Origin of the sequence: Stenotrophomonas sp. GD03680 (assembly GCF_029844625.1) — a bacterium.
GTDB classification, from domain to species: domain Bacteria; phylum Pseudomonadota; class Gammaproteobacteria; order Xanthomonadales; family Xanthomonadaceae; genus Stenotrophomonas; species Stenotrophomonas maltophilia_P.
On the sequence record NZ_JAOCKC010000007.1, the window covers coordinates 18,132 to 38,505 of the forward strand.

The following is a 20,374-nucleotide window of genomic DNA, read 5'->3' on the forward strand; positions in this document are numbered from 1 at the left end:
CGATTCCCCTAACGGATCCCGCCATGAGCTTCGCCCCCAGCACCACGCTTCGCCCCGAACCCTTTGTCCCCGTCAGCGTGCCGGTCGAAGACCGCGTGCACGCCGAGCGCGGCGAGTTCGCCGCGGTGCTGTCGATGCGCCACGCCGGCGCGTGCCCGGTACGCGTTCGCTACGAATGGGTGGGACCGGTCGATGCACCGGTGGTGGTACTGGCTGGCGGCATCTCCGCCCATCGCCATGTGGCGTCCAACGCGCAGTTCGCCGAGAAGGGCTGGGCCGAGGAACTGGTCGGCAGTGGCCGCACGCTCGATCCGCAGCAGCTGCGCGTTCTGGCGTTCGACTTCATCGGTGCGGATGGCGCGCTGGACGTGCCGATCGACACGGCCGACCAGGCCGACGCGCTGGCCCTGCTGCTGGATCACCTGGGCATCCGCACACTGAAGGCGTTTGTCGGCTACTCCTATGGCGCCCTGGTCGGGCAGCAGTTCGCTGTCCGCCATCGCGCCCGCGTGCGCCAGCTGGTGCTGGCCAGTGGTGCGCACCGTCCGCACCCCTATGCCGCGGCGTGGCGTGCGTTGCAGCGCCGGGCGGTCGCCCTGGGACAGCTGCAATGCGGTGAAGACCATGGCCTGGCACTGGCCAGGCAGTTCGCGATGCTCAGCTACCGCACGCCGGAAGAGTTCGGCGAGCGCTTCGACGCTCCGCCCGAGGTGGTCAACGGCCGCGTCCGCGTGGCCGCCGAGGACTACCTCGACGCGGCGGGCGCGCAGTACGTCGCGCGCACCCCGGTGACCGCCTACCTGCGCCTGTCCGAATCGATCGACCTGCATCGCGTGGATCCCACCGCCATCCTGCCGCCAACCGTGGTGGTGGCCGTGGAAGGCGATCGGCTGGTGCCGTTGGCCGACCTGGTCGGCCTGGTCGAGGGGCTGGGTCCGCGCGGCAGCCTGCGCGTGCTGCGCTCCCCATACGGCCACGACGCCTTCCTCAAAGAAACCGATCGCATCGACGCGATCCTCGCTACCGCCTTCCGCACTTCTGGAGAGTCCGCATGAGCCTGCACGCCGCCGAGCCGTCCTGTTGTCGCACCACTGCCGCCGTCCGCGCCGGCATCGATCGTGACACCGCCCATGGCGCGGTCACTCCACCGATCGTGCTGTCGTCGAACTTCAGCTTCGAAGGCTTCGGCAACAAGCGCCAGTACGACTACACGCGCAGTGGCAACCCGACGCGCGACCTGCTGGGCGAAGCACTGGCCGAACTGGAAGGCGGAGCCGGTGGCGTGGTCACCGCTACCGGCATGGGCGCCATCAACCTGGTGCTGAATGCCCTGCTGCAGCCGGGCGACACGCTGGTGGTACCGCACGATGCCTACGGCGGCAGCTGGCGCCTGTTCAACGCGTTGGCGAAGAAGGGGCATTTCGAACTGGTCACCGCCGACCTCACCGACCCGCGCACGCTGGCGCAGGCCCTGGCCACCCAGCCACGGCTGGTGCTGGTGGAAACCCCGTCCAACCCGCTGCTGCGCATCACCGACCTGCGCTTCGTCATCGAGGCGGCGCACAAGGCCGGGGCGCTGGTGGCGGTCGACAATACGTTCCTGTCGCCGGCGCTGCAGCAGCCGCTCTCCTTCGGTGCCGATCTGGTGCTGCATTCGACCACCAAGTACATCAACGGCCACAGCGATGTCGTCGGCGGTGCGGTGATCGCACGTGATCCCGCGCTGCACGAACAGCTGGTGTGGTGGGGCAACGCACTCGGGCTGACCGGCTCTCCCTTCGATGCTTTCCTGACCCTGCGCGGCCTGCGCACGCTGGATGCACGCCTGCGTGTGCACCAGGAGAACACGGCCTCGATCGTCGCGCTGCTGGACGCGCACCCCGCCGTGGCCCGGGTGTATTACCCCGGCCTGGCCGACCATCCCGGTCATGCCATCGCCGCACGCCAGCAGAGCGGCTTCGGCGCGATGCTGTCGTTCGAGCTGGCCGACTGCGCCGGCGAGGATCCGCACGCTGCCGTGCGCGCGTTTGTCGATGGACTGCGCTGCTTCACCCTGGCCGAATCGCTGGGCGGCGTGGAAAGCCTGGTCGCGCATCCGGCGACCATGACCCACGCAGCGATGAGCGTTGAGGCGCGTGCTGCAGCTGGCATCAGCGAAGGGCTGCTGCGCCTGTCGGTCGGCATCGAGGCCGAGCGCGACCTGCTGGCCGATCTGGGTGCGGCGCTGGCCCGCGCCGAAGCGGTGATCGACGCTGCCGCACGTCGCAAACAGGTAGTGGACGCATGAGCGCGCTGGCTGCCGAGATTCCGGCGCTGGGCGGCGGTCGCCTGGCACTGCTGGGCACCGGGACGGTGGGCTCTGCGTTCGTGCAGCGCTACCAGGCCCTGCAGGCGCGCGGTCTGGAACTGCCCAGCGTGCAGTGGCTGGCCAACTCGCGTACTGCGCTGGCCATTGACCGCGATCTGGCCCTGCCGCTCGAACTGGCGCGGCGCGCACCGCGTGGCGGCCAGAGCGTGCCACCGTGGGCCGGTGCCGAAGGGCTGGAGCGTGGCGATGTGGTGGTTGATGCCACCGCCAGCGAAGACGTGGCCGCCCGCCATGCGCAGTGGCTGGCGCGCGGGGTGCATGTAGTGACGGCCAACAAGCTGGGCCGGGGCGGGCAGCTGTCACGCGCGAACGCCATCGCCGAGAGCTGCGCCGACAGCGGCGCCCGGTACGGCGACAGTGCCACCGTGGGGGCGGGACTGCCGCTGTTGAGCAGCCTGCGCGCGCTGGTGGCCGGGGGGGATCACATCCACGCGATCGAGGGGGTGTTGTCCGGTTCCCTGGCCTGGTTGTTCCATCGCTATGACGGCCGTTCGCCGTTCTCGGCTGCAGTGCGCGAGGCGCTGGCCGCGGGTTACACCGAACCGGATCCGCGCCTGGATCTGTCCGGCGAGGATGTGCGGCGCAAGCTGCTGATTCTGGCGCGCAGCAGCGGACTGGCGCTGGATGCCGCACAGGTGCACGTGGATTCACTGGTGCCTTCGGCGTTGGCTGCGCTGCCGCTGGACGACGCATTGGCCGAACTGGAGCAGCTGGACGCACCGCTGCAGGCGCGCTGGCAGCAGGCGACGGACAGCGGCCGTGTTCTGCGCTTCGTCGGCCGGGTCGACGCTGACGGCGCACAGGTGGGGCTGCGTGAACTGCCGGCCGATCATCCACTGGCGCAGGGGGCGGGCACCGACAACCGCGTCGCGATCCACAGCGACCGCTATCGCACCCAGCCGTTGCTGATCCAGGGACCGGGAGCGGGCGCGGAAGTCACTGCTGCCGCACTGCTGGATGACGTACTGCGCATCGTGGGATGAGCAGGGTCCCGCTGCGCCCGCCGGGCATGGCCCGGCGCTACCTGCAATGTCGTGTCCGTCCCGGTAGTGCCGGGCCATGCCCGGCGGATACGCAGTTTCAGCGCCCTTTCAACACCTTCAGCAGCGCGGCATTGAACTGCCTGGGGTCCTGTACCTGCGGCGAATGGCCCAGTTCGGCGAATTCGACCAGCGTCGCGCCGGCAATCGCCGCAGCGGCCGATTTGCCCAGCGCCGGATAGTTGCCCAACCGTGCCTTCACTTCTGCCGGTGCCAGGTCACGACCGATCGCGGTGCGGTCCTTCTGGCCGATGAACAGCGCGGTCGGCACCTTCAGATTCTTCAGCTCGTATACCACCGGCTGGTTGAACACCATGTCCGAGGCAAGTGCCTGGCTCCAGGCCACCGCCTGCCTGCCGTCGCCCTCGTACATGCCCGCTTGCATGCGTGCCCAGGTTTCATAGGCAGGCTTCCAGGTGCCGTCGTAGTACACGTCCATCTGGTAGCGGCGGATGCTCTCGTAACTGGTTTTCAGCTCGCCGGCATACCAGGCATCGACGCTCCGCCACGGCACGCCCAGCGCCTTCCAGTCCTCCAGGCCGATCGGATTGACCAGCGACAGGCTGCGCAGGTCCTGCGTATAGGTCAGTGCATAGCGCACCGCCAGCATGCCCCCCATCGAATGGCCGACCAGGTGCACGGGCAGGCCGCCGAGCTGCAGCTGCTGCAGCAGTGCATGGGTGTTGGCGGCGAGCTGGCCGAATGAATACTGGTAGCGCTCGGGCTTGCTGGATTTGCAGAAGCCGACCTGGTCAGGTGCGATCACGCGGTAACCGGCGGCGAGCAGGGGAGGGATGGTTTCCTTCCAGGTCGCCGCGCAGAAATTCTTGCCATGCAGGAGCACCACCACGCCGATCGGCGCGGTCGTCGGCGCGATATCCAGATAGGCCATCTGCAGCGGTTGCTGCTGCGATTCCAGGGTGAAGGTCTGTACCGGATGGCCGTAATCGAAGCCCTCCAGCCGTGGCCCATAGGCCGGTGCGGCAGCGGCGGTGAGGGGCAGGGAGGCCAGCAGCAGGGCGGCGATCACGCGCATGGGACATTCCGTGACAGGGGACGCCCGAGCCTAACCGGAATGCGGTGACGGTGTCGTCCGGCAGATGCCCGTCATCAGCACTCGATGACATTCACCGCGAGGCCGCCGCGGCTGGTTTCCTTGTACTTGTCCTGCATGTCGCGGCCGGTGTCGCGCATGGTCTTGATGACCTTGTCCAGCGACACCTTGTGCTTGCCATCGCCGCGCATCGCCATGCGCGAGGCATTGATCGCCTTCACCGCGCCCATCGCGTTGCGCTCGATGCAGGGAATCTGCACCAGCCCACCGATCGGGTCGCAGGTCAGGCCGAGGTTGTGTTCCATGCCGATTTCCGCGGCATTCTCGATCTGGCTTGGATTGCCACCCAGCGCCGCAACCAGGCCGCCGGCCGCCATCGAGCAGGCCACGCCCACTTCGCCCTGGCAGCCTACTTCGGCACCGGAAATCGAAGCATTCTCCTTGTAGAGGATGCCGATCGCCGCCGAGGTCAGCAGGAAGTCGAACACGCGCTGCTCGTTCGCGCCCGGGCAGAACCGGTCGAAGTAATGCAGCACCGCGGGCAGCACGCCGGCCGCACCGTTGGTCGGCGCGGTCACCACGCGGCCACCGGCGGCGTTTTCCTCGTTCACGGCCAGCGCGTACAGATTGACCCAGTCCAGCGTGGTCAGCGGATCGCGCATCGCCGCTTCCGGCTTCGACGACAGCTCGCGGTACAGCGCCGGCGCGCGACGGCCGACCTTCAGGCCGCCCGGCAGCACGCCTTCCTCGCGGATGCCGCGCGTCACGCACGACTGCATCGCGCTCCAGATCTCGCGCAGCTGGGCGCGGATCTCGTCCTCGCTGCGCCAGCACTTCTCGTTCTCGAACATCAGCTGCGCGATGCTCAGGCCGCTGCGCGCGGTCTGCGCGAGCAGCTCGTCGCCGCTCTTGAACGGATAGGGCAGCGGGGTTTCGTCGGGCACGATGCGGTCATCGGCCGCGTCGTCCTGGTTGACCACGAAGCCACCGCCAACGGAGTAATAGTCGCGCGTGGCGATCACTTCATCGTCGGCGTTGTACGCGGTGAAGCGCATGCCGTTGGTGTGGTACGGCAGCTTCTGCCGCTTGTTCATGCCGAGGTCGCGCTTCTCGTCGAAGGCGATCTCATGCTGGCCCATCAGCTGGATGCGCTTGCTGCTGCGGATGCGATCCAGCGTGGACGGAATGATGTCCGGATCGATCAGGTTGGGGCGCTGGCCTTCCAGGCCAAGCAGGATCGCCTTGTCGGTGCCATGGCCGCGACCGGTCAGCGCCAGCGAACCGTAGACGTCGGCGCGGATGCGTGCGACCTCGTGCAGGCGGCCGGGGTCGAGCAGCCAGCGATGGATGAACCGCTCGGCGGCCTTCATCGGTCCGACGGTGTGGGAAGAGCTCGGGCCAATGCCGATCTTGAAGACGTCGAACGTGCTGACAGCCATGGATGCCAAACTGCGGGTACCGGACAAGCGGCTATTCTAGCGGCTTGCCGGGCCCTCCGATGGCTGCGGCGCAGCATTTCCGCCAAGCGAGGCAAGCCGGTGTTGACCCTGTTCCAGCGTGACGACTGCCACCTGTGCGATATGGCCCTGGCCGAACTGGCCAAGGCACGCGCGCCCGAGTTCGAATCGGTGTTCCTGGATGACCATCCAGCGCTGGAGGCGCACTACGGCGCGCGGGTACCGGTGCTGCGCGACGAGGCGGGCGGCCGCGAACTGGACTGGCCCTTCGATGCGGCGCGGGTGCGGGCCTGGCTGGCTGCGGGGTGAAGCCGCCGGGCATGGCCCGGCGCCACCCTGTATCACCGTTCCAAGGTGGAGCCGGGCATGGCCCGTGGCTTACTTCGCGTCGAACTTCACGATCGTGCTGATCGCGGTTTCGTCGGGGATGGTCTTGGTGTCGGCCCAATCGCCGGCGCCGACGCTGAAGTCCAGGCGCTTGACGGTGGCCTTGCCGGTCAGCACCGGCTGCGTGCCCGGCTTCCAGGTGAAGGTGAGCGTCACCGGCTTGCTGACACCACGCAGCTCGAGCGTGCCATCGGCGGCGAACTGGTCATTGCCGATGGCGCGGAAGCCCTTCGCGGTGTAACGCGCGGTGGCGAACTTGCCGACATTGAAGAAGTCCGCGCTCTGCAGCGTCGAGTCACGATCGCTGTTGCCGCTCCTGGCGCCGGCCAGCGGAATCACGACGTCGAGTGAGCCGGCCGCCGGATTGGCGGGATCGAAGCTGAGCTTGGTGGCGAAGCCCGGGAAGCTGCCGGTGAACACTTCGCCGTCGTACTTGCTGGCAAATACCAGGATCGAGCCCGCGCCGGGAGCCTGTGCATAGTCCGCGGCCAACGCCGGGGCAGTGGCCAGCATGCCGGCCAGGGCAGCGGCCACGGCCGCCGGGGTGGTCAGTTTCAGATTCATCGGTCAGTCCTTCTGGGGAGAGGCAAGCCAGCCACGCGGCAGCATGCGGCTCAACGTCGCGTCGCGCTGGAACAGGTGGTGGTAAAGGGCAGCGCCGGCATGGGCCAGCACCACAGCGATCAGCAGCCAGAAGCCGTACTCATGGATCGCATGCGACACGGCGACGACCTGCGGATCCGGTCCGCTGAGCTTGGGCACATCGACCAGGCCGAACCAGCGGAAGGGCCGCAGCCCGCTGGCAGAGTCGTACAGCCAGCCCGAAAGCGGAATGGCGAACATCAGCACGTACAGCAGCACGTGGGTAGCGCTGGCGATGCGCTCCTGCCAGCTGGGCACACCCGGCACCGGCTTGGGCGCACCGGCGTAGAGGCGCCAGACCAGGCGCAGCAGCACCAGGGCCAGCACGGTGATGCCGATCGACTTGTGCGCGGTGTAGACCCAGAAGTATTTGGGCGTCCTGGGCAGTTCGCCCATGGTCAGGCCGACCACGCCAAGGGCGAGGATCAGTAGTGCGATCAACCAGTGCAGGGTCTGGCTGACACTGCCCCAGGCGGCAGGGGAGTTCTTGGCGGTCATGCGGGGTCCTTGGGGGCCGTCTTGCTGTCGGAGTGGGGAACCGGGGCAGGAGTTCCCGGCCTGTCGCTGCGGTCGAGGAAGGCCTCGGCCTCGATCCGTACCTGTACCGCGTCGCCGATCACCCCGGGCCAGGCGGTGATGCCGAACGCGCGACGGCTCAACGTGGTGCTGGCGGAAAAACCGGCGGTGCGGCGGAACGGCGGCAACGGATAGCGTTTGATGGCATTGAGGGTCACATCCAGCGCGACCTCCTGGCTGACCCCGCGCAGGGTCAGCGTGCCGAACACACGGGCGTGGTTCGCATCGATCGGTTCGACCCGCGACGATACGAACCGGGCGCTGGGAAACCGCTCGCCATCAAGCAGGCTGCGGGCCAGCGTGGCCTGGTTCCATTTGGCATCTCCCAGATCCAGCCGGGCGACCGGCACATCGACCTGCAGGGTTGCCTCGCGCCAGTTGTCGGGATCGAACTGAAGGTGGCCCTCACTGCCCGATACCGTCCCCATGGCCTGCGAGTAGCCGGCATGGTCGATCATGAACAGCACCCGCGTGTGCACCGGATCCAGCCGGTAGGTATCGAGCTGTGCCCAGGCGGGCGCAGCGGCGAGCAGCAACGGCAGCAGGAGCAGGCGGGGTCGCATCGATGGCGGGCTCCGGGAGGGGACGCTGCGATCATACGCACAGCCCCCTGACAACGCTGCGTGCATGGCTGCAACAGTTCGTGGTGGCGATGCCACTGGAAACGGGCTGTTGCAGTCGTGAAGCCTGGGCTGTGTGACAATCGCGGCTGGATCGGGGGTTCAGGATGACGAGTGGCTGGCGTCTGTGGTGCCGAGGCATCGCAGTAACGGGTCTGCTGCTGCTGGCAAGCGCCACGGTGGCCGCGACTCTGGACATGGCTGGGGAGACACCACGACTGCGCCGCTTCGGCGCCGCCGAGGGCTTGCCGTCGCGCATGGTCGTGGCCCTGGCCGAGGACCGCCAGGGGTACATCTGGGCGGCCACCGATGGTGGGCTGGCCCGCTACGACGGCACGACGCTGCGGGTCTGGCAGCATGAACCGGAGCGGCCAGGTTCGCTGCCGGGCAACGAGATCGAGACCCTGCTGGTGGATCCGCTGGACCGGGTGTGGGTCGGCATCAACGGCAAGGGCATCGCCCGGCTGGACGCGGATCGCGAGCGTTTCTCCAGCTTCGCCGCGGTGAACAATGAATGCCAGAGCCAGTTCTGGACACTGGCCTATGCGGACGATGCGCTGTGGATCGGCACCAGCGGCCATGGCGTGTGCCGCTTCGGCGAGGATGGCAGCCTGCGCTTCTTCCAGCATGATCCGCAGCGCCCCGGCGGCTTGCCCAGCAACACCATCTTCAGCAGCCTGGTCGACGCGCAGGGCCGCCTGTGGGTCGGTACCGAGGCCGGTGTCGCCCGCTGGAACGGCAACAGCTTCGAGGCCATCGCGCCGCGCGAGCTGGGCAGGGTCAGCGTGCTGCGTCTCAGCCGCGACCCCGATGGATCGATCTGGGTCGGCAGCCAGAACGAAGGCCTGTTCCGCATCGATGCCCAGGACCGCGTCAGCCGTCCACGCTGGTCCGGCAGTGATCGCTTTCGCTCGGCACTGGTGCTGGCGGATCGGCAGGGAGGCTACTGGGCAGGTACCTCGGATGGGCTGCTGCGCGGTGATGCGCAGACACTGTGGCGCCTGGAGGGCGATCGCGGCAGCGGCTTCCTGACCGCCCACAGCGGCGTGCTCGATCTGCTGCAGGACCACGAAGGCGGGGTCTGGGTGGCCCTGCTGAGCCAGGGGTTGGCCTATCTGCCGCCGGACTGGCGCCGCTTCTCCACCTGGAACCAGCTCGACGGCAAACCGCTGGACAGCCAGTACCTGCTCAGCGCGGCCACCGATGGCCGGAATTACTACGTGAGTTCGGCACACGGCGTGTACCGGATCGATGCGCAGGGCGTGCTGAGTCTGCTTGCCAGTGATCGCGAGCTGGGCAGTGGCGCGGTCTGGTCGGTATTGCCGCGGCCGGACGGCCGCCTCTGGCTGGGCCGCGCCGGGCGCATCACCGTCTATGACCCGGCTACCCGCGCAACCCGGGAGTGGCGCATCGACGGCGGCTCCGACCTGCGCCAGCGCATCGACCTGATGCGGCAGGCGCCGGATGGCACCGCCTGGGTGTCGGTGATGAATGTCGGCGTGCAGCAGCGTCTGGACGATGGCCGGGTGCTGCGCAGCTTCCCCGTCGAGGGATTCCGCGGCCTGGGCGATGCGCCGATCGAACAGATTCGATTCGATCCGCGCGGGCAGGCCTGGGTGATGGGTGACATGGGCCTCTGGCGCCAGCAGGGTGAGCGCTTCGAGGCGGTTCCTGGCGTCTCGCGGGGATCGATCTACGACCTGGTGTGGATCGATCCGCAGCAGCTGTGGCTCGCCCGCCAGGGCGCCTTCGAGCGCTACCAGTGGGATGGCATGAGCCTGCGCCTGGTGCAGCGCGTCGATGCTGCCGCCGGCGTGCCACCCCTGAGCATGGGTGGGCTGGCCTTGGCCGACGATGGCCGCCTGTGGGCCACCACGCCGCGCGGTCTGCTGCGCTGGGATCCGAAAACGAAGCGGCTGAGGCAGTTCACCGAGCGCGACGGACTGCCCGATGCCGAATTCACCGGCCGGCCGCCTGCGGTGAACGCCGATGGCCGCGTGCTCGCGGTGACCCAGACCGGCGCGGTCGGTTTCGACGTCAATGCCGCCGACACCCCGCTGCCATTCTCCGCGCTGGTGATCGCGCAGGTGCGCGTACGTCGCGACGATGCGCGCGGCTGGCAACCCCTGCCGACCACCGGGGTGCTGCTGCTGGGTCCGGATGACCGTGATCTGCAGATCGACGCGCGGCTGCTCTCGTACGGCAACCCGCAGGGCAACCGCTATCGGTTCCGGGTGCAGGGCTATGACCAGAACTGGGTGGAGCAGGGCGGCGACGGCCAGCGCACGCTGTCGCGCCTCGCGCCCGGTGCCTACGTGATCGAAGTACAGGCGGCCACCGACAGTGGTCCGTGGACGCCGTCGCAGCAACTGCAGGTGAAGGTATTGCCGCCCTGGTGGCGCAGCGGCATGGCGATCTTCGGCTACCTGCTGCTGGGCTCGTTGCTGCTGCTGGTGCTGGCATGGGCGATCCGCAGCCGTCTGAGAAGGCGCCAGCAGTGGCAGCTGACCGTGCACAAGCAGCAGCTCGCCGAGCAGGCCTCGCAGGCCAAGAGCCACTTCCTGGCCACGCTGGGTCATGAGGTGCGCACGCCGATGACCGGCGTACTGGGCATGAGCGAACTGCTGCTGGCCACATCACTGGATCCGGTACAGCGCAGCTATGCCGGATCGATCCAGCAGGCGGGCAGCCATCTGCTGCGTCTGGTCAACGATGCCCTGGACCTGGCCCGGATCGAAGCCGGGCGGCTGGAGCTGGACCTGCGTCCGTTCGATCTTGCCGCGCTGCTGGACCAGGTGCAGATGCTGATGCGGCCGATGGCGCAGCAGCGCCAGCTCGATTTTGTACGCGAGGATGCCTTGCCCGGCCCGATCAGCGTCAGTGGCGATGAAATGCGCATCCGCCAGATCCTGCTGAACCTGCTCGGCAATGCCATCAAGTTCACCGAGCGCGGCCAGGTCGGCCTGGGCGTGCGGCTGCAGGAGGATGGCGGCGGGGTGTGCTTCGAGGTGTTCGATACCGGCCCCGGCATCAATGCCGAACAGCAGCAGCGTCTGTTCCATCGCTTCGAGCAGGCCGATGGCCCGCGGACAGCATCGCGCTATGGCGGCAGCGGGCTGGGCCTGGCGATCTGCCAGGAACTGGCCGTGGCGATGGGTGGGCGCATCGATGTCGACAGCCAGCCGGGCAGGGGCGCACGGTTCCGCGTGCAGCTGCCGCTGCCGTGGACCCGCCAGGCTGCCCACAGTGGTTCCGACAGGGCGTCGCCACCGCCGCTGCCGCCGCTGCGCATCCTGCTGGTCGAAGATGACGCCACGGTAGCGGACGTCATCGCCGGCCTGCTGCGCGGTCGTGGCCACGACGTAGTGCACGTGCTGCACGGCCTGGGGGCCTTGTCGGAGATCGCGACCGAGGGGTTCGATGTCGGTCTGCTCGACCTGGATCTGCCGGCCCTGGACGGAACGGCGATCGCCCGTCAGCTGCGCGCCATGGGCTATGAGCTGCCACTGGTGGCGGTGACCGCGCGGTCCGATGCCTATGCGGAGGCGCAGGTGCTGGCCGCCGGTTTCGACGGCTTCCTGCGCAAGCCGGTCACGGGCGACATGCTGGTGGCGGCCATCGTGCAGGCTCGCAGCAAGCGCCAGGGTGAGGGCTGATTGCGCCGGCGCCGGGCGTGAACGGCGCGACTTTCGGTTTACCATGCCGACGCCCGCACGACGGGCACCATCTGGGAACGCGTGAGGAGGCGATCAGTGGCGTATCTGCGGGCGGCGATGCTGCTGATGCTTCTGCTGTGCTGCCTGGCGCCCGCTGCCGCACAGCCGGTACCGCCCACGCCCCGGCAGGTGACGGTGTTCGATGGCCTGCCGTCCAACACCGTCAACCGCATGGCGGAGGACCGCTACGGCTACCTGTGGATCGCCACCAATGACGGGCTGGCACGATACGACGGCCGCAACTACCGGGTCTGGCGCTCCGAGGATGGCCTGCGCGACAACCGCATCTGGACCGTACTGGTCGATACCCGCAACCGCTTGTGGATCGGCACCGAGAATGCCGGCCTGGTAAGGATGTCGGCCGACCGCCGGCAGCTGCGGTTCTTCGACCGCAGCAGCCAGCCGCTGATGAGCACCAATACGATCTGGAGCCTGGCCGCCACCCCCGATGGCTCGATCTGGTTCGGTACCCACGAAGGCGGGCTGTACCGGGTGGATGGCAATGATCGGGTGCAGCGCTTCCTGCCCGAGGCGAACAATCCGCGCAGCCTGCCGGCCGCTGCGGTGCCCTATCTGGCCACGCTGCCCGACGGCAGCCTGTGGGTGGGCACCAAGCATGGCGTGGCGCGTTGGACCGGCAGCGATTTCGAGCGGGTCGGCGACGAGCAGGTGCCCGGCCAGCTGATCAACGGTCTGACCGCCGAGCCTGACGGCAGCCTGTGGATCAGTACGCTGGCCGGCGCATTCGTGCGCCGGCCGGATGGTCGCTTCGAGCGGCAACCCTGGTCGGTGCCGGCCGGCGACGAGGTGCTGGGCATGATGCTGCGCGATGAGCAGGGGGGCTACTGGCTGGACACCCGCAGCGGACTCGGTCGCGCGGTCGATGGCCAGTACCAGACGGTGCCGCTGTACAGCGCGATCGCGCGCGGCCAGGTGCGGCCGAACTGGACCGGCGCCTACGAGGATCGCGAGGGCGGCATCTGGCTGGCCAGCACCAATGCCGGTCTCTGGCATCTGTTGCCACGGTGGTGGCAGTTCTCGGTGTTCTCGCGTCTGGAGGACGATGCATCGTCACTGCGCAACGCCTACGTATTCGGCACCAGTGCGTCCAGCAACGGAGGTGTCTGGACGGTCGGCAGCCACGGCGCGCTGGATCGCTTCAATCCCCGTACCGGCCAGATCGAGCAGTTCCGGCGCGGCGTCAATGGCATCCACTGGCTGACCTCGGTTCGCGAGGACCGCCATGGTCGGGTCTGGATCGGTTCGTCCGGAGCGCTGCTGCGCTATGACCCGGCACGCGACGAGCTGCGCCGCTGGGGACGCGACGCGCCTGCCGATGCCGCGATGGAGGGCGATGTCGACGCACTGATGATCTGCGACAGCAACAGCCTGTGGTTGATGATGCCCGCCGGCCTGCAGCAGCGCGATCTGGAAGGTCGGCTGCTGCTCGAACTGGACAATGGCCAGAACGGACTGCAGACCGGCCAGCTGAACCAGGATCTGGTATGCGGTCCGCAGAACCAGCTGTGGCTGGCCAGCAGCCGCGGGCTGCTGCAGTGGCAGCCTGAGCAGCAGCGCTTCCAGCCGGTGCCCGGCGCGCCGGCAACGGCACTGTACGCGGCGTATACCGGCAGCGACGGCCAGGTGTGGCTGTCCGAGGACGGCCGGTTGTCGCGCTATCGATGGAGCCAGGGGCGTCTGGAGCGGCAGGGGGTCATTGGTGCCGAACAGGGATATCCGGCGGTTTCCGCCACCGGTCTGGTGGTCGATGCGCAGGGTGTGGCCTGGGCCACCAGCGCACGCGGCCTGGTGCGGGTCGGCGCGGACGGCCAGAGCGTGCGCCTGTATGGCGTGCACGATGGCCTGCCCAGCCAGGAGTTCCGCGCGCATACCTTGATCGCGACGTCTTCGGGACGGCTGGTGGCAGGAACCCCGGCCGGCGTGGTGGTGTTCGATCCGGAACAGGTGCGGCCTTCGGTGCGCCGCGCACCGCTGGTGATCGAGCGGGTGGAGGTGCGCCGCAACGAGCAGGTGCTGGACCTGACCCACGACGCCCCGTTGCTGATCGCCGACGGCGACCGCGATCTGCGCATCGTGGCGCGCCTGCTGTCCTTCGCCGATTCGGCCTCCAATTCGTATCGCTACCGCCTGGCCGGCTATGACCCGGACTGGGTCGAGGTCGGGCCCGCCGGTGAACGCCTGTTCTCGCGGCTGCCGCCGGGCAGCTATCGGCTGGAAGTGCAGGCGCGCTCGGCCGACCACGTCTGGTCGCGGGTGCAGACCCTGGAGTTCCGCGTGCAGCCGCCGTGGTGGCGCAGCCTGTCGGGCCTGCTGGTGCTGACGTCGATCGCGTTGCTGCTGACCAGTTGGTTTGCATGGCTGTACCGTCGCCGCCTGCAGCGTCGCCACGCCTACCAGCTGGCGTTGCACAAGCAGGAACTTGCCGAGCAGGCCTCGGCGGCCAAGACACGCTTCCTGGCCAATCTGGGCCATGAGATCCGCACGCCGATGACCGGTGTGATGGGCATGAGCGAGCTGCTGTTGTCCTCGCCGCTGGATCCTCAGCAGCGCGGCTACACCCAGTCCATCCGCCAGGCGGGCGAGCATCTGCTGCATCTGGTCAACGATGCGCTGGACCTGGCGCGGATCGAATCGGGGCGCCTGGAACTGCAGTCCCGGCCGTTCGCGCTCCATTGCCTGCTGCAGGACCTGGCCGCGCTGATGGGGCCGCTGGCCGCGCAGAAGGGACTGCGTTTCGTCCTGGACAATCGCTTGCCGCCCGGCCTGCAGGCCACCGGCGATGCGATCCGGGTGCGGCAGATCCTGCTCAACCTGCTGTCCAACGCGGTGAAGTTCACCAGCCGTGGCACCATCACCCTGCATGCCCGGTGCGATGAGGCGATGCGTGCACTCCAGTTCGAAGTGCGTGACACCGGGCCGGGCATCAGCCAGGAACAGCAGCTGCGCCTGTTCCGCCGGTTCGAGCAGGCTGACGGTGCACGTACCGCGGCGCAGTATGGTGGCAGCGGCCTGGGGCTGGCGATCTGCCGCGAGCTGGCGCAGGCGATGCAGGGCCGGATCCAGGTCGAAAGCCAGTTGGGGCGCGGAACCTGCTTTGGAGTGATGCTGCCCCTGCCGCTGGAAGTGGACGCCGACGCCGATGCGGACAGCGCCGCGCGGAGCGAGGATGCAGTAGCGAACATGCCCCCCCTGCGCGTGCTGCTGGTGGAGGATGACGCAACGGTTGCCGATGTCGTGCAGGGTCTTCTGAGTGCGCGCGGCCATGAGGTGGTGCATGCCGGGCATGCGTTGGCGGCGCTGCGCGAGATCAGCGGGAGTGATTTCGATGTGGCCCTGCTTGACCTGGACCTGCCGGGCCTCAGCGGCTTCGAGCTGGCCGAGCATCTGCGCAACCAGGGGTACACGCTGCCGTTGCTGGCGGTGACCGCGCGCACGGACCCGGACCTGCAGAAGCAGGTGGAAGCGGCCGGGATCGGCGGTTTCCTGCGCAAGCCGGTCACGGGCGAGCTGCTGGTGGAGGCCATCGCCAAGGTGTTGGGGCGCTGAGGCCGGGCACAGTCCGGCAGGCTACTCCGCGACGTGTTCGACCTGGCGGGGTTCGGGCTTGGTGTCCGGCAACTGCCAGAAGATCATCGTCGAAGTCAGTGTGATCGCGCCCACGCACAGGAACGTGGCGTGCAACGCCGCCGTCGCGCCGTGGCCCTCCAGGTGCGTGCCGAAGGCGGCCAGCAGGCTGCCTGCCGCCGCCGCGCCGAAGCCGGCAGCCAGCATCATCACCATCGACAGCAGACTGTTGCCCGAACTGGCGAACTCCCGATCCAGATCGCGCAGGGTCACGGTGTTCATCACGGTGAACTGCAGCGAATTGACCGCACCGAAGAAGGCCAGCTGCAGCAGGCGCCAGCCCAGGTGCTGGCCCGGCGTCATCAGGGTGAAGCTGGCCATGGCCAGGCCCACCAGCACGGTGTTGGTCATCAGCACGCGCCGATAGCCGTAGCGTTCGACCAGCTTCACCGCCAGCCGCTTGGAGACCATGCCAGCCGCGGCCACCGGTACCATCATCAGTCCGGCGTTCATCGGTCCCAGGCCAAGGCCCACCTGCAGCAGCAGCGGAATCAGCATCGGCATGGCGCTGCTGCCGATGCGTGAGAACAGGTTGCCGAGGATGCCGATGCGATAGCTGGGCACACGGAACAGCGCCAGCGAGAACAACGGCGTGGTCGAGTTGGCCGCGTGCAGCCAATAGCCCACCAGTGCGGCCAGCCCCGCCACGGTCATCAGCATCACCAGCGCGTGCGGCGTACCCAGCCCGGAGATGCCGTCCAGCGCCAGCGACAGCACCACCATCGCAAAGGCCAGCATGATGTAGCCGCGCAGGTCGAAGCGGGTGCGGTGGCTGGCGTAATGGTCCGGCATGATCTTCATCGCAGCGATGAAGCCGATCACGCCGATCGGAAGGTTGATCAGGAACACCCAGTGCCAGGAGGCAATCTCGACCAGCCAGCCGCCCAGCGTCGGGCCGATCAAGGGGCCGATCAGGGCGGGGATGGCGATGAAGCTCATCGCACGCAGGAAGTCCTCGCGCGGCACCGAACGCATCACCGCCAGGCGGCCGACCGGCAGCAGCATCGCACCGCCGATGCCCTGCAGCACGCGGGCACCCACCAGCTGATGCAGGTGCTGGGCCAGCGCGCAGGCTAGCGAGCCGAGGGTGAACAGGATGATCGCCACCAGGAAGGTGCGCCGGGTGCCGTAGCGGTCAGCGATCCAGCCGGAGGCGGGAATGAACGTGGCGACCGCCAGTGCATAGCTGAACACCACCGACTGCATCTGCAGCGGACTCTCGCCCAGGCTGGCCGCCATCGCCGGCAGCGCCGTGTTGACGATGGTCGAGTCCAGCATCTGCATGAAGATCGCCAGGGACACCAGCCACAGCAGGGGGCGCTGGCGGTTGTAGGTCGATGGCGATGTGGACATGGGTTGTGGCCGGTGCAACGTGGGGGCGCCATGATCGCGCACTGCGGGTCACGGCGCGATCAACACCGCGCCGCAACCGTATGCGCACGGCTCAGCGCTGGCTGTGCGCGTGCACCGCGTCGACCAGTACCTGCACGTGGGCCGGGTCCATGTCCGGTGACATGCCATGGCCCAGGTTGAACACGTGGCCCTCGCGCGACCCGCCATTGCCGGCGGCGTAGGTATCGAGCACGCGCGCGGCAGCGGTGGCGATCGCATCGGGCGAAGCGTACAGCGTGGTGGGGTCGAGGTTGCCCTGCAGGGCAACGCGACCACCGGTGCGGCGCAGCGCTTCGTCCAGGTCCAGCGTCCAGTCCAGGCCCAGTGCATCCGCACCGGTCTGCGACAGTGCTTCCAGGTGCAGGCCGGTGCCCTTGCCGAACAGGATCAGCGGCGTACGCTCGCTGGCTTCGCCACGGTCCAGGCCCTGGGCAATCCGCTGCAGGTAGCGCAGCGAGAATTCGCGGTACATCGCCGGCGACAGCACGCCGCCCCAGGTGTCGAAAACCTGCAGGGCCTGTGCGCCCGCGGCGCGTTGCGCGCCCAGGTAGGCGATGACCGCGTCGGTGGTGACCTCCAGCAGGCGGTGCAGCGCCTGCGGGTGGTTCAGCGCCATGGCCTTGATGCGCGAGAAATCCTTGCTGCCGCCGCCTTCCACCATGTAGCAGGCCAGTGTCCATGGGCTGCCGGAGAAACCGATCAGCGGCACCTGGCCATCCAGCTCGCGGCGGATCAGGCGCACCGCATCCATCACGTAGCCCAGGTCCTGCTCCATGTCCGGCACCGCCAGCCTGGCGATGGCGGCTTCGTCACGTACCGGGTGGCGGAACTTGGGGCCTTCGCCTTCGACGAAGTACAGCTCCAGCCCCATCGCGTCGGGGATGGTGAGGATGTCCGAGAACAGGATGGCGGCGTCCAACGGGAAACGCCGCAGCGGCTGCAGGGTGACTTCGCAGGCGATCTCCGGGTTCTTGGCCATCGCCAGGAAGCTGCCGGCCTTGGCCCGGGTCGCGCGGTACTCCGGCAGGTAGCGGCCGGCCTGGCGCATCAGCCAGACGGGCGTGCAATCCACCGGTTCGCGGCGCAGAGCGCGTAGCAGGCGATCGTTGCGGAGAGGGCTGGTCACGTTGAACGTTCCTTGGATCAAAGGTGGGCAGCGGCGTCAGTCGCCGTGCGAAAGGATCTGGAAGCCACGATGCAGTTCGGCATCGCGCGCCTTCTCGAAGGCGTGGCGGGCTTCGTCGGCCTGCAGGAACAGCTCGCGGCGCAGCTGCGAGCGGCCACCGACGCGGCCGCTTTCGCGCAGCAGCTCCCAGCCGCCGAAAAGATCCGGCTGCAGGCTCAGGCGCAGGAACCGCGGTGCCTGCGCACCGGCCTCGGGATGTTGCAGGTAGACATGCATGGCCCGATTGTAGCGGGGCCAGGGTGACCCCGGCCGCAACGCGGTAGCGCCGGGCCATGCCCGGCGGACGCTCAGGAAACCCCGGGTAGCGCCGGGCCATGCCCGGCGAACGCGGAAGCGATCAACCCTGGCCCAGCACCTTCAATACCGCTGCTTCATCCACGTCCGGCACCACCTCGGCCCGACCCATGCCGCGCCAGAGCACCAGGCGCAGTCGACCGGCCACGTTCTTCTTGTCCAGCCGCATGCGGCCGAGCAGGGCCTGCGGATCCAGGCCGGCCGGGATCGCGACCGGCAGCCCGAGCCTTTCCAGCAGCGCCTGCAGGCGCGCGCGGTCGGCATCGTCGGCCAGGCCGAGATCGGTGGACAGCCTGGCCGCCAGCACCATGCCCACTGCCACCGCCTCGCCATGGTTCAGCGCATCGCGGCCCGGCGCCGAATAGCCCTGTTCGGTTTCGATGGCATGGCCGAAGGTGTGGCCGAGGTTCAGCAGGGCACGCTCCCCCTTCTCGAACGGATCGCGCTCGACGATGGCGGCCTTGTGCCTGCAGCTGCGGGCGATGGCTTCGGCCAGCACCGCGTCCTCGCCAGCGGACAGCGCGTCGGCGTGGTGCTGCAGCCAGTCGAAGAAATCCGCATCGCCCAGTGCGCCGTACTTCACCACCTCGGCCAGCCCCGCGCGCAGCTCGCGCGGCGGCAGGGTGGCCAGCACCGCGGTATCGGCCACCACCGCGCGCGGCGGATGGAAGGCGCCGACCAGATTCTTGCCGGCAGGAATGTCTACGGCAGTCTTGCCGCCCACCGACGAATCGACCATCGCCAGCAGCGTGGTCGGCAGCTGCACGCAGTCGATGCCCCGCATCCAGCAGGCTGCGGCGAAGCCGGCCAGGTCGCCGACGACACCCCCACCGAGCGCGAACACACAGGCATCGCGGGTGGCGCCCAGGGCTGCCAGCGCTTCAATGGCGCGGCCGAATTCAGCCAGGGTCTTGGAGGCTTCGCCGGCGGCCAGCACGTGTTCGCCGACGACCAGGTCCGGACGCGCAGCCAGCAGGGTCTGCTTCAGCCGCGCCAGGTACAGCGGGGCGACGTCGCTGTCGCTGAGCAGCAGGACGTGGCGCCCCCGCACGTGGCGGGCGAGGGCAGGGCCATTGCTCTGGACGCCGGCGCCGATGGAGATGGTGTAAGGGCGGTCACCGCCAACGGCGACCTGCAGCGGAGTGGGGGAAGTCATGCGATCAGGTCCTGGCGCTGCCATTGCGCGGCGAGCTTGACGACCAGCTGGGCGGTGGCGTCGGCAGCGGTGTACGGGTCGGTATCAAGGGTGAGGTCGGCCAGTTCGCGGTACAGCGGATCGCGATGGGCGGCCAGGTCATGCAGCACCTGCTCGCGGTCGGGGCGCTGCAGCAACGGCCGGGCCTTGTCGCGGGCCAGCCGTTCCAGTTGCGCGGTCACGCTGACGCGCAGGTAGACCACGAAGCCACGGCGGGCGATCAATGCCCGGTTGTCCGGGTCCAGTACCGCTCCGCCGCCGGTCGAGACCAGTTGGCCGTGGCCCTGCAGGAGGCGGGCCAGCGCGTCGCGCTCGAGGCTGCGGAAGCCGGTTTCGCCGGAGTGCTCGAAGATCGTGGGAATGCTGGCTCCGGCGGCGTCGACGATGGACTGGTCGACATCGACGAAGTCCAGCGTGAAGCGCTCGGCGAGGCGGCGGCCGATGCAGGTTTTGCCGGCGCCCATCGGGCCGATCAGGATCAGGTTCGGAGCAGGATTCATGCGCCCTGATGCTAACACCTCCGTGCCCCGGCCTTTACGTCCTTCACGTCAGGGTGGGACTTCCTGCGGGGATTCCCGCGTTCAACGGAGTACAGGCCATGTCGGTTGCCAAGGTCATCGAAATCACCGCCTCTTCGCCCACGAGCGTGGAGGATGCCGTGCGCAGCGGCCTGAAGAAGGTCTCCGGAACCGTGAAGGGCATCCAGGGGGCCTGGATCAACGAGACCAAGGTGGTCACCAATGGCAGCGGTGAGATCACCGAGTGGCGGGTCAATCTGCGGGTGACTTTCCTGGTGGAATGA

At 68.4% G+C, this 20,374-nt stretch carries 17 protein-coding genes; 7 read left to right on the plus strand and 10 right to left on the minus strand.

The window, feature by feature from the left end:
* The first annotated feature begins 23 nt into the window (after nt 1–23).
* Genes N5J29_RS10565 through N5J29_RS10575 form a run of 3 tightly spaced genes read left to right on the plus strand, consistent with a single transcriptional unit; the run spans nt 24 to nt 3,351 of the window.
* Nucleotides 24–1,055 (plus strand): homoserine O-succinyltransferase, encoded by a 1,032-nt coding sequence (locus tag N5J29_RS10565; RefSeq protein WP_053519886.1) that lies wholly within the window; start codon nt 24–26, stop codon nt 1,053–1,055.
* The gene (locus tag N5J29_RS10570) at nt 1,052–2,287 is read left to right on the plus strand and encodes an O-succinylhomoserine (thiol)-lyase (protein WP_053519885.1); all 1,236 of its coding nucleotides are present in this window, start codon (nt 1,052–1,054) and stop codon (nt 2,285–2,287) included. The genes N5J29_RS10565 and N5J29_RS10570 overlap by 4 nt, the downstream gene beginning before the upstream one ends.
* The gene (locus tag N5J29_RS10575) at nt 2,284–3,351 is read left to right on the plus strand and encodes a homoserine dehydrogenase (protein ID WP_164151564.1); all 1,068 of its coding nucleotides are present in this window, start codon (nt 2,284–2,286) and stop codon (nt 3,349–3,351) included. Before N5J29_RS10570 ends, N5J29_RS10575 begins: the two co-directional genes overlap by 4 nt.
* 97 nt (nt 3,352–3,448) lie before the next feature.
* Here the strand turns inward: N5J29_RS10575 and N5J29_RS10580 are convergent, their stop codons facing one another.
* Both N5J29_RS10580 and N5J29_RS10585 read right to left on the minus strand, forming a co-directional pair.
* Entirely contained in the window at nt 3,449–4,444 is a 996-nt protein-coding gene (locus tag N5J29_RS10580) for an alpha/beta hydrolase (protein WP_164151566.1), read from the minus strand.
* A 74-nt stretch (nt 4,445–4,518) separates the two neighbouring features.
* Nucleotides 4,519–5,901 carry an L-serine ammonia-lyase gene (locus tag N5J29_RS10585; RefSeq protein ID WP_053519882.1) on the minus strand — a complete coding sequence of 461 codons (1,383 nt, stop codon included), beginning with the start codon at nt 5,899–5,901 and terminating at the stop codon, nt 4,519–4,521.
* 141 nt (nt 5,902–6,042) lie between these two features.
* Between N5J29_RS10585 and N5J29_RS10590 the strand changes: the two genes are divergently transcribed.
* Nucleotides 6,043–6,228: a thioredoxin family protein gene (locus tag N5J29_RS10590; RefSeq protein WP_053519891.1), complete on the plus strand. Its 186-nt coding sequence runs from the start codon at nt 6,043–6,045 to the stop codon at nt 6,226–6,228.
* Nucleotides 6,229–6,297: 69 nt separating this feature from the next.
* On the opposite strand, the gene N5J29_RS10595 is transcribed toward N5J29_RS10590, so the two are convergent.
* Genes N5J29_RS10595 through N5J29_RS10605 form a run of 3 tightly spaced genes read right to left on the minus strand, consistent with a single transcriptional unit; the run spans nt 6,298 to nt 8,087 of the window.
* Nucleotides 6,298–6,870, minus strand: a complete 573-nt coding sequence (locus N5J29_RS10595; protein ID WP_053519881.1) for a YceI family protein — start codon at nt 6,868–6,870, stop codon at nt 6,298–6,300.
* Nucleotides 6,871–6,873: 3 nt separating this feature from the next.
* Nucleotides 6,874–7,446 carry a cytochrome b gene (locus N5J29_RS10600; RefSeq protein ID WP_053519880.1) on the minus strand — a complete coding sequence of 191 codons (573 nt, stop codon included), beginning with the start codon at nt 7,444–7,446 and terminating at the stop codon, nt 6,874–6,876.
* Nucleotides 7,443–8,087, minus strand: a complete 645-nt coding sequence (locus N5J29_RS10605; RefSeq protein ID WP_065174806.1) for a YceI family protein — start codon at nt 8,085–8,087, stop codon at nt 7,443–7,445. The genes N5J29_RS10600 and N5J29_RS10605 overlap by 4 nt, the downstream gene beginning before the upstream one ends.
* A 164-nt stretch (nt 8,088–8,251) precedes the next feature.
* On the opposite strand from N5J29_RS10605, the gene N5J29_RS10610 reads away from it, so the two are divergent.
* Both N5J29_RS10610 and N5J29_RS10615 read left to right on the plus strand, forming a co-directional pair.
* Entirely contained in the window at nt 8,252–11,800 is a 3,549-nt protein-coding gene (locus tag N5J29_RS10610) for an ATP-binding protein (protein ID WP_164151568.1), read from the plus strand.
* A gap of 96 nt (nt 11,801–11,896) precedes the next feature.
* A complete protein-coding gene (locus N5J29_RS10615; RefSeq protein ID WP_164151570.1) occupies nt 11,897–15,427 on the plus strand; it encodes a hybrid sensor histidine kinase/response regulator in 3,531 nt (1,176 codons plus the stop codon).
* A 21-nt stretch (nt 15,428–15,448) separates the two neighbouring features.
* On the opposite strand, the gene mdtD is transcribed toward N5J29_RS10615, so the two are convergent.
* From mdtD to N5J29_RS10640, 5 genes are all read right to left on the minus strand, one after another.
* Complete coding sequence (gene mdtD / locus N5J29_RS10620) at nt 15,449–16,858, minus strand: multidrug transporter subunit MdtD (RefSeq protein WP_164151572.1); 1,410 nt, start codon at nt 16,856–16,858, stop codon at nt 15,449–15,451.
* A gap of 91 nt (nt 16,859–16,949) precedes the next feature.
* Nucleotides 16,950–18,023: a uroporphyrinogen decarboxylase gene (gene hemE, locus N5J29_RS10625; protein ID WP_164151574.1), complete on the minus strand. Its 1,074-nt coding sequence runs from the start codon at nt 18,021–18,023 to the stop codon at nt 16,950–16,952.
* Between the two features lie 36 nt (nt 18,024–18,059).
* Entirely contained in the window at nt 18,060–18,299 is a 240-nt protein-coding gene (locus tag N5J29_RS10630; protein ID WP_053518663.1) for a WGR domain-containing protein, read from the minus strand.
* Between the two features lie 121 nt (nt 18,300–18,420).
* Nucleotides 18,421–19,533, minus strand: coding sequence for a 3-dehydroquinate synthase (aroB, locus tag N5J29_RS10635; protein WP_164151576.1), 1,113 nt, complete (start codon nt 19,531–19,533; stop codon nt 18,421–18,423).
* The gene (locus N5J29_RS10640; RefSeq protein ID WP_065174808.1) at nt 19,530–20,072 is read right to left on the minus strand and encodes a shikimate kinase; all 543 of its coding nucleotides are present in this window, start codon (nt 20,070–20,072) and stop codon (nt 19,530–19,532) included. The genes aroB and N5J29_RS10640 overlap by 4 nt, the downstream gene beginning before the upstream one ends.
* A 98-nt stretch (nt 20,073–20,170) precedes the next feature.
* On the opposite strand from N5J29_RS10640, the gene N5J29_RS10645 reads away from it, so the two are divergent.
* Entirely contained in the window at nt 20,171–20,374 is a 204-nt protein-coding gene (locus tag N5J29_RS10645; protein WP_053518657.1) for a dodecin family protein, read from the plus strand.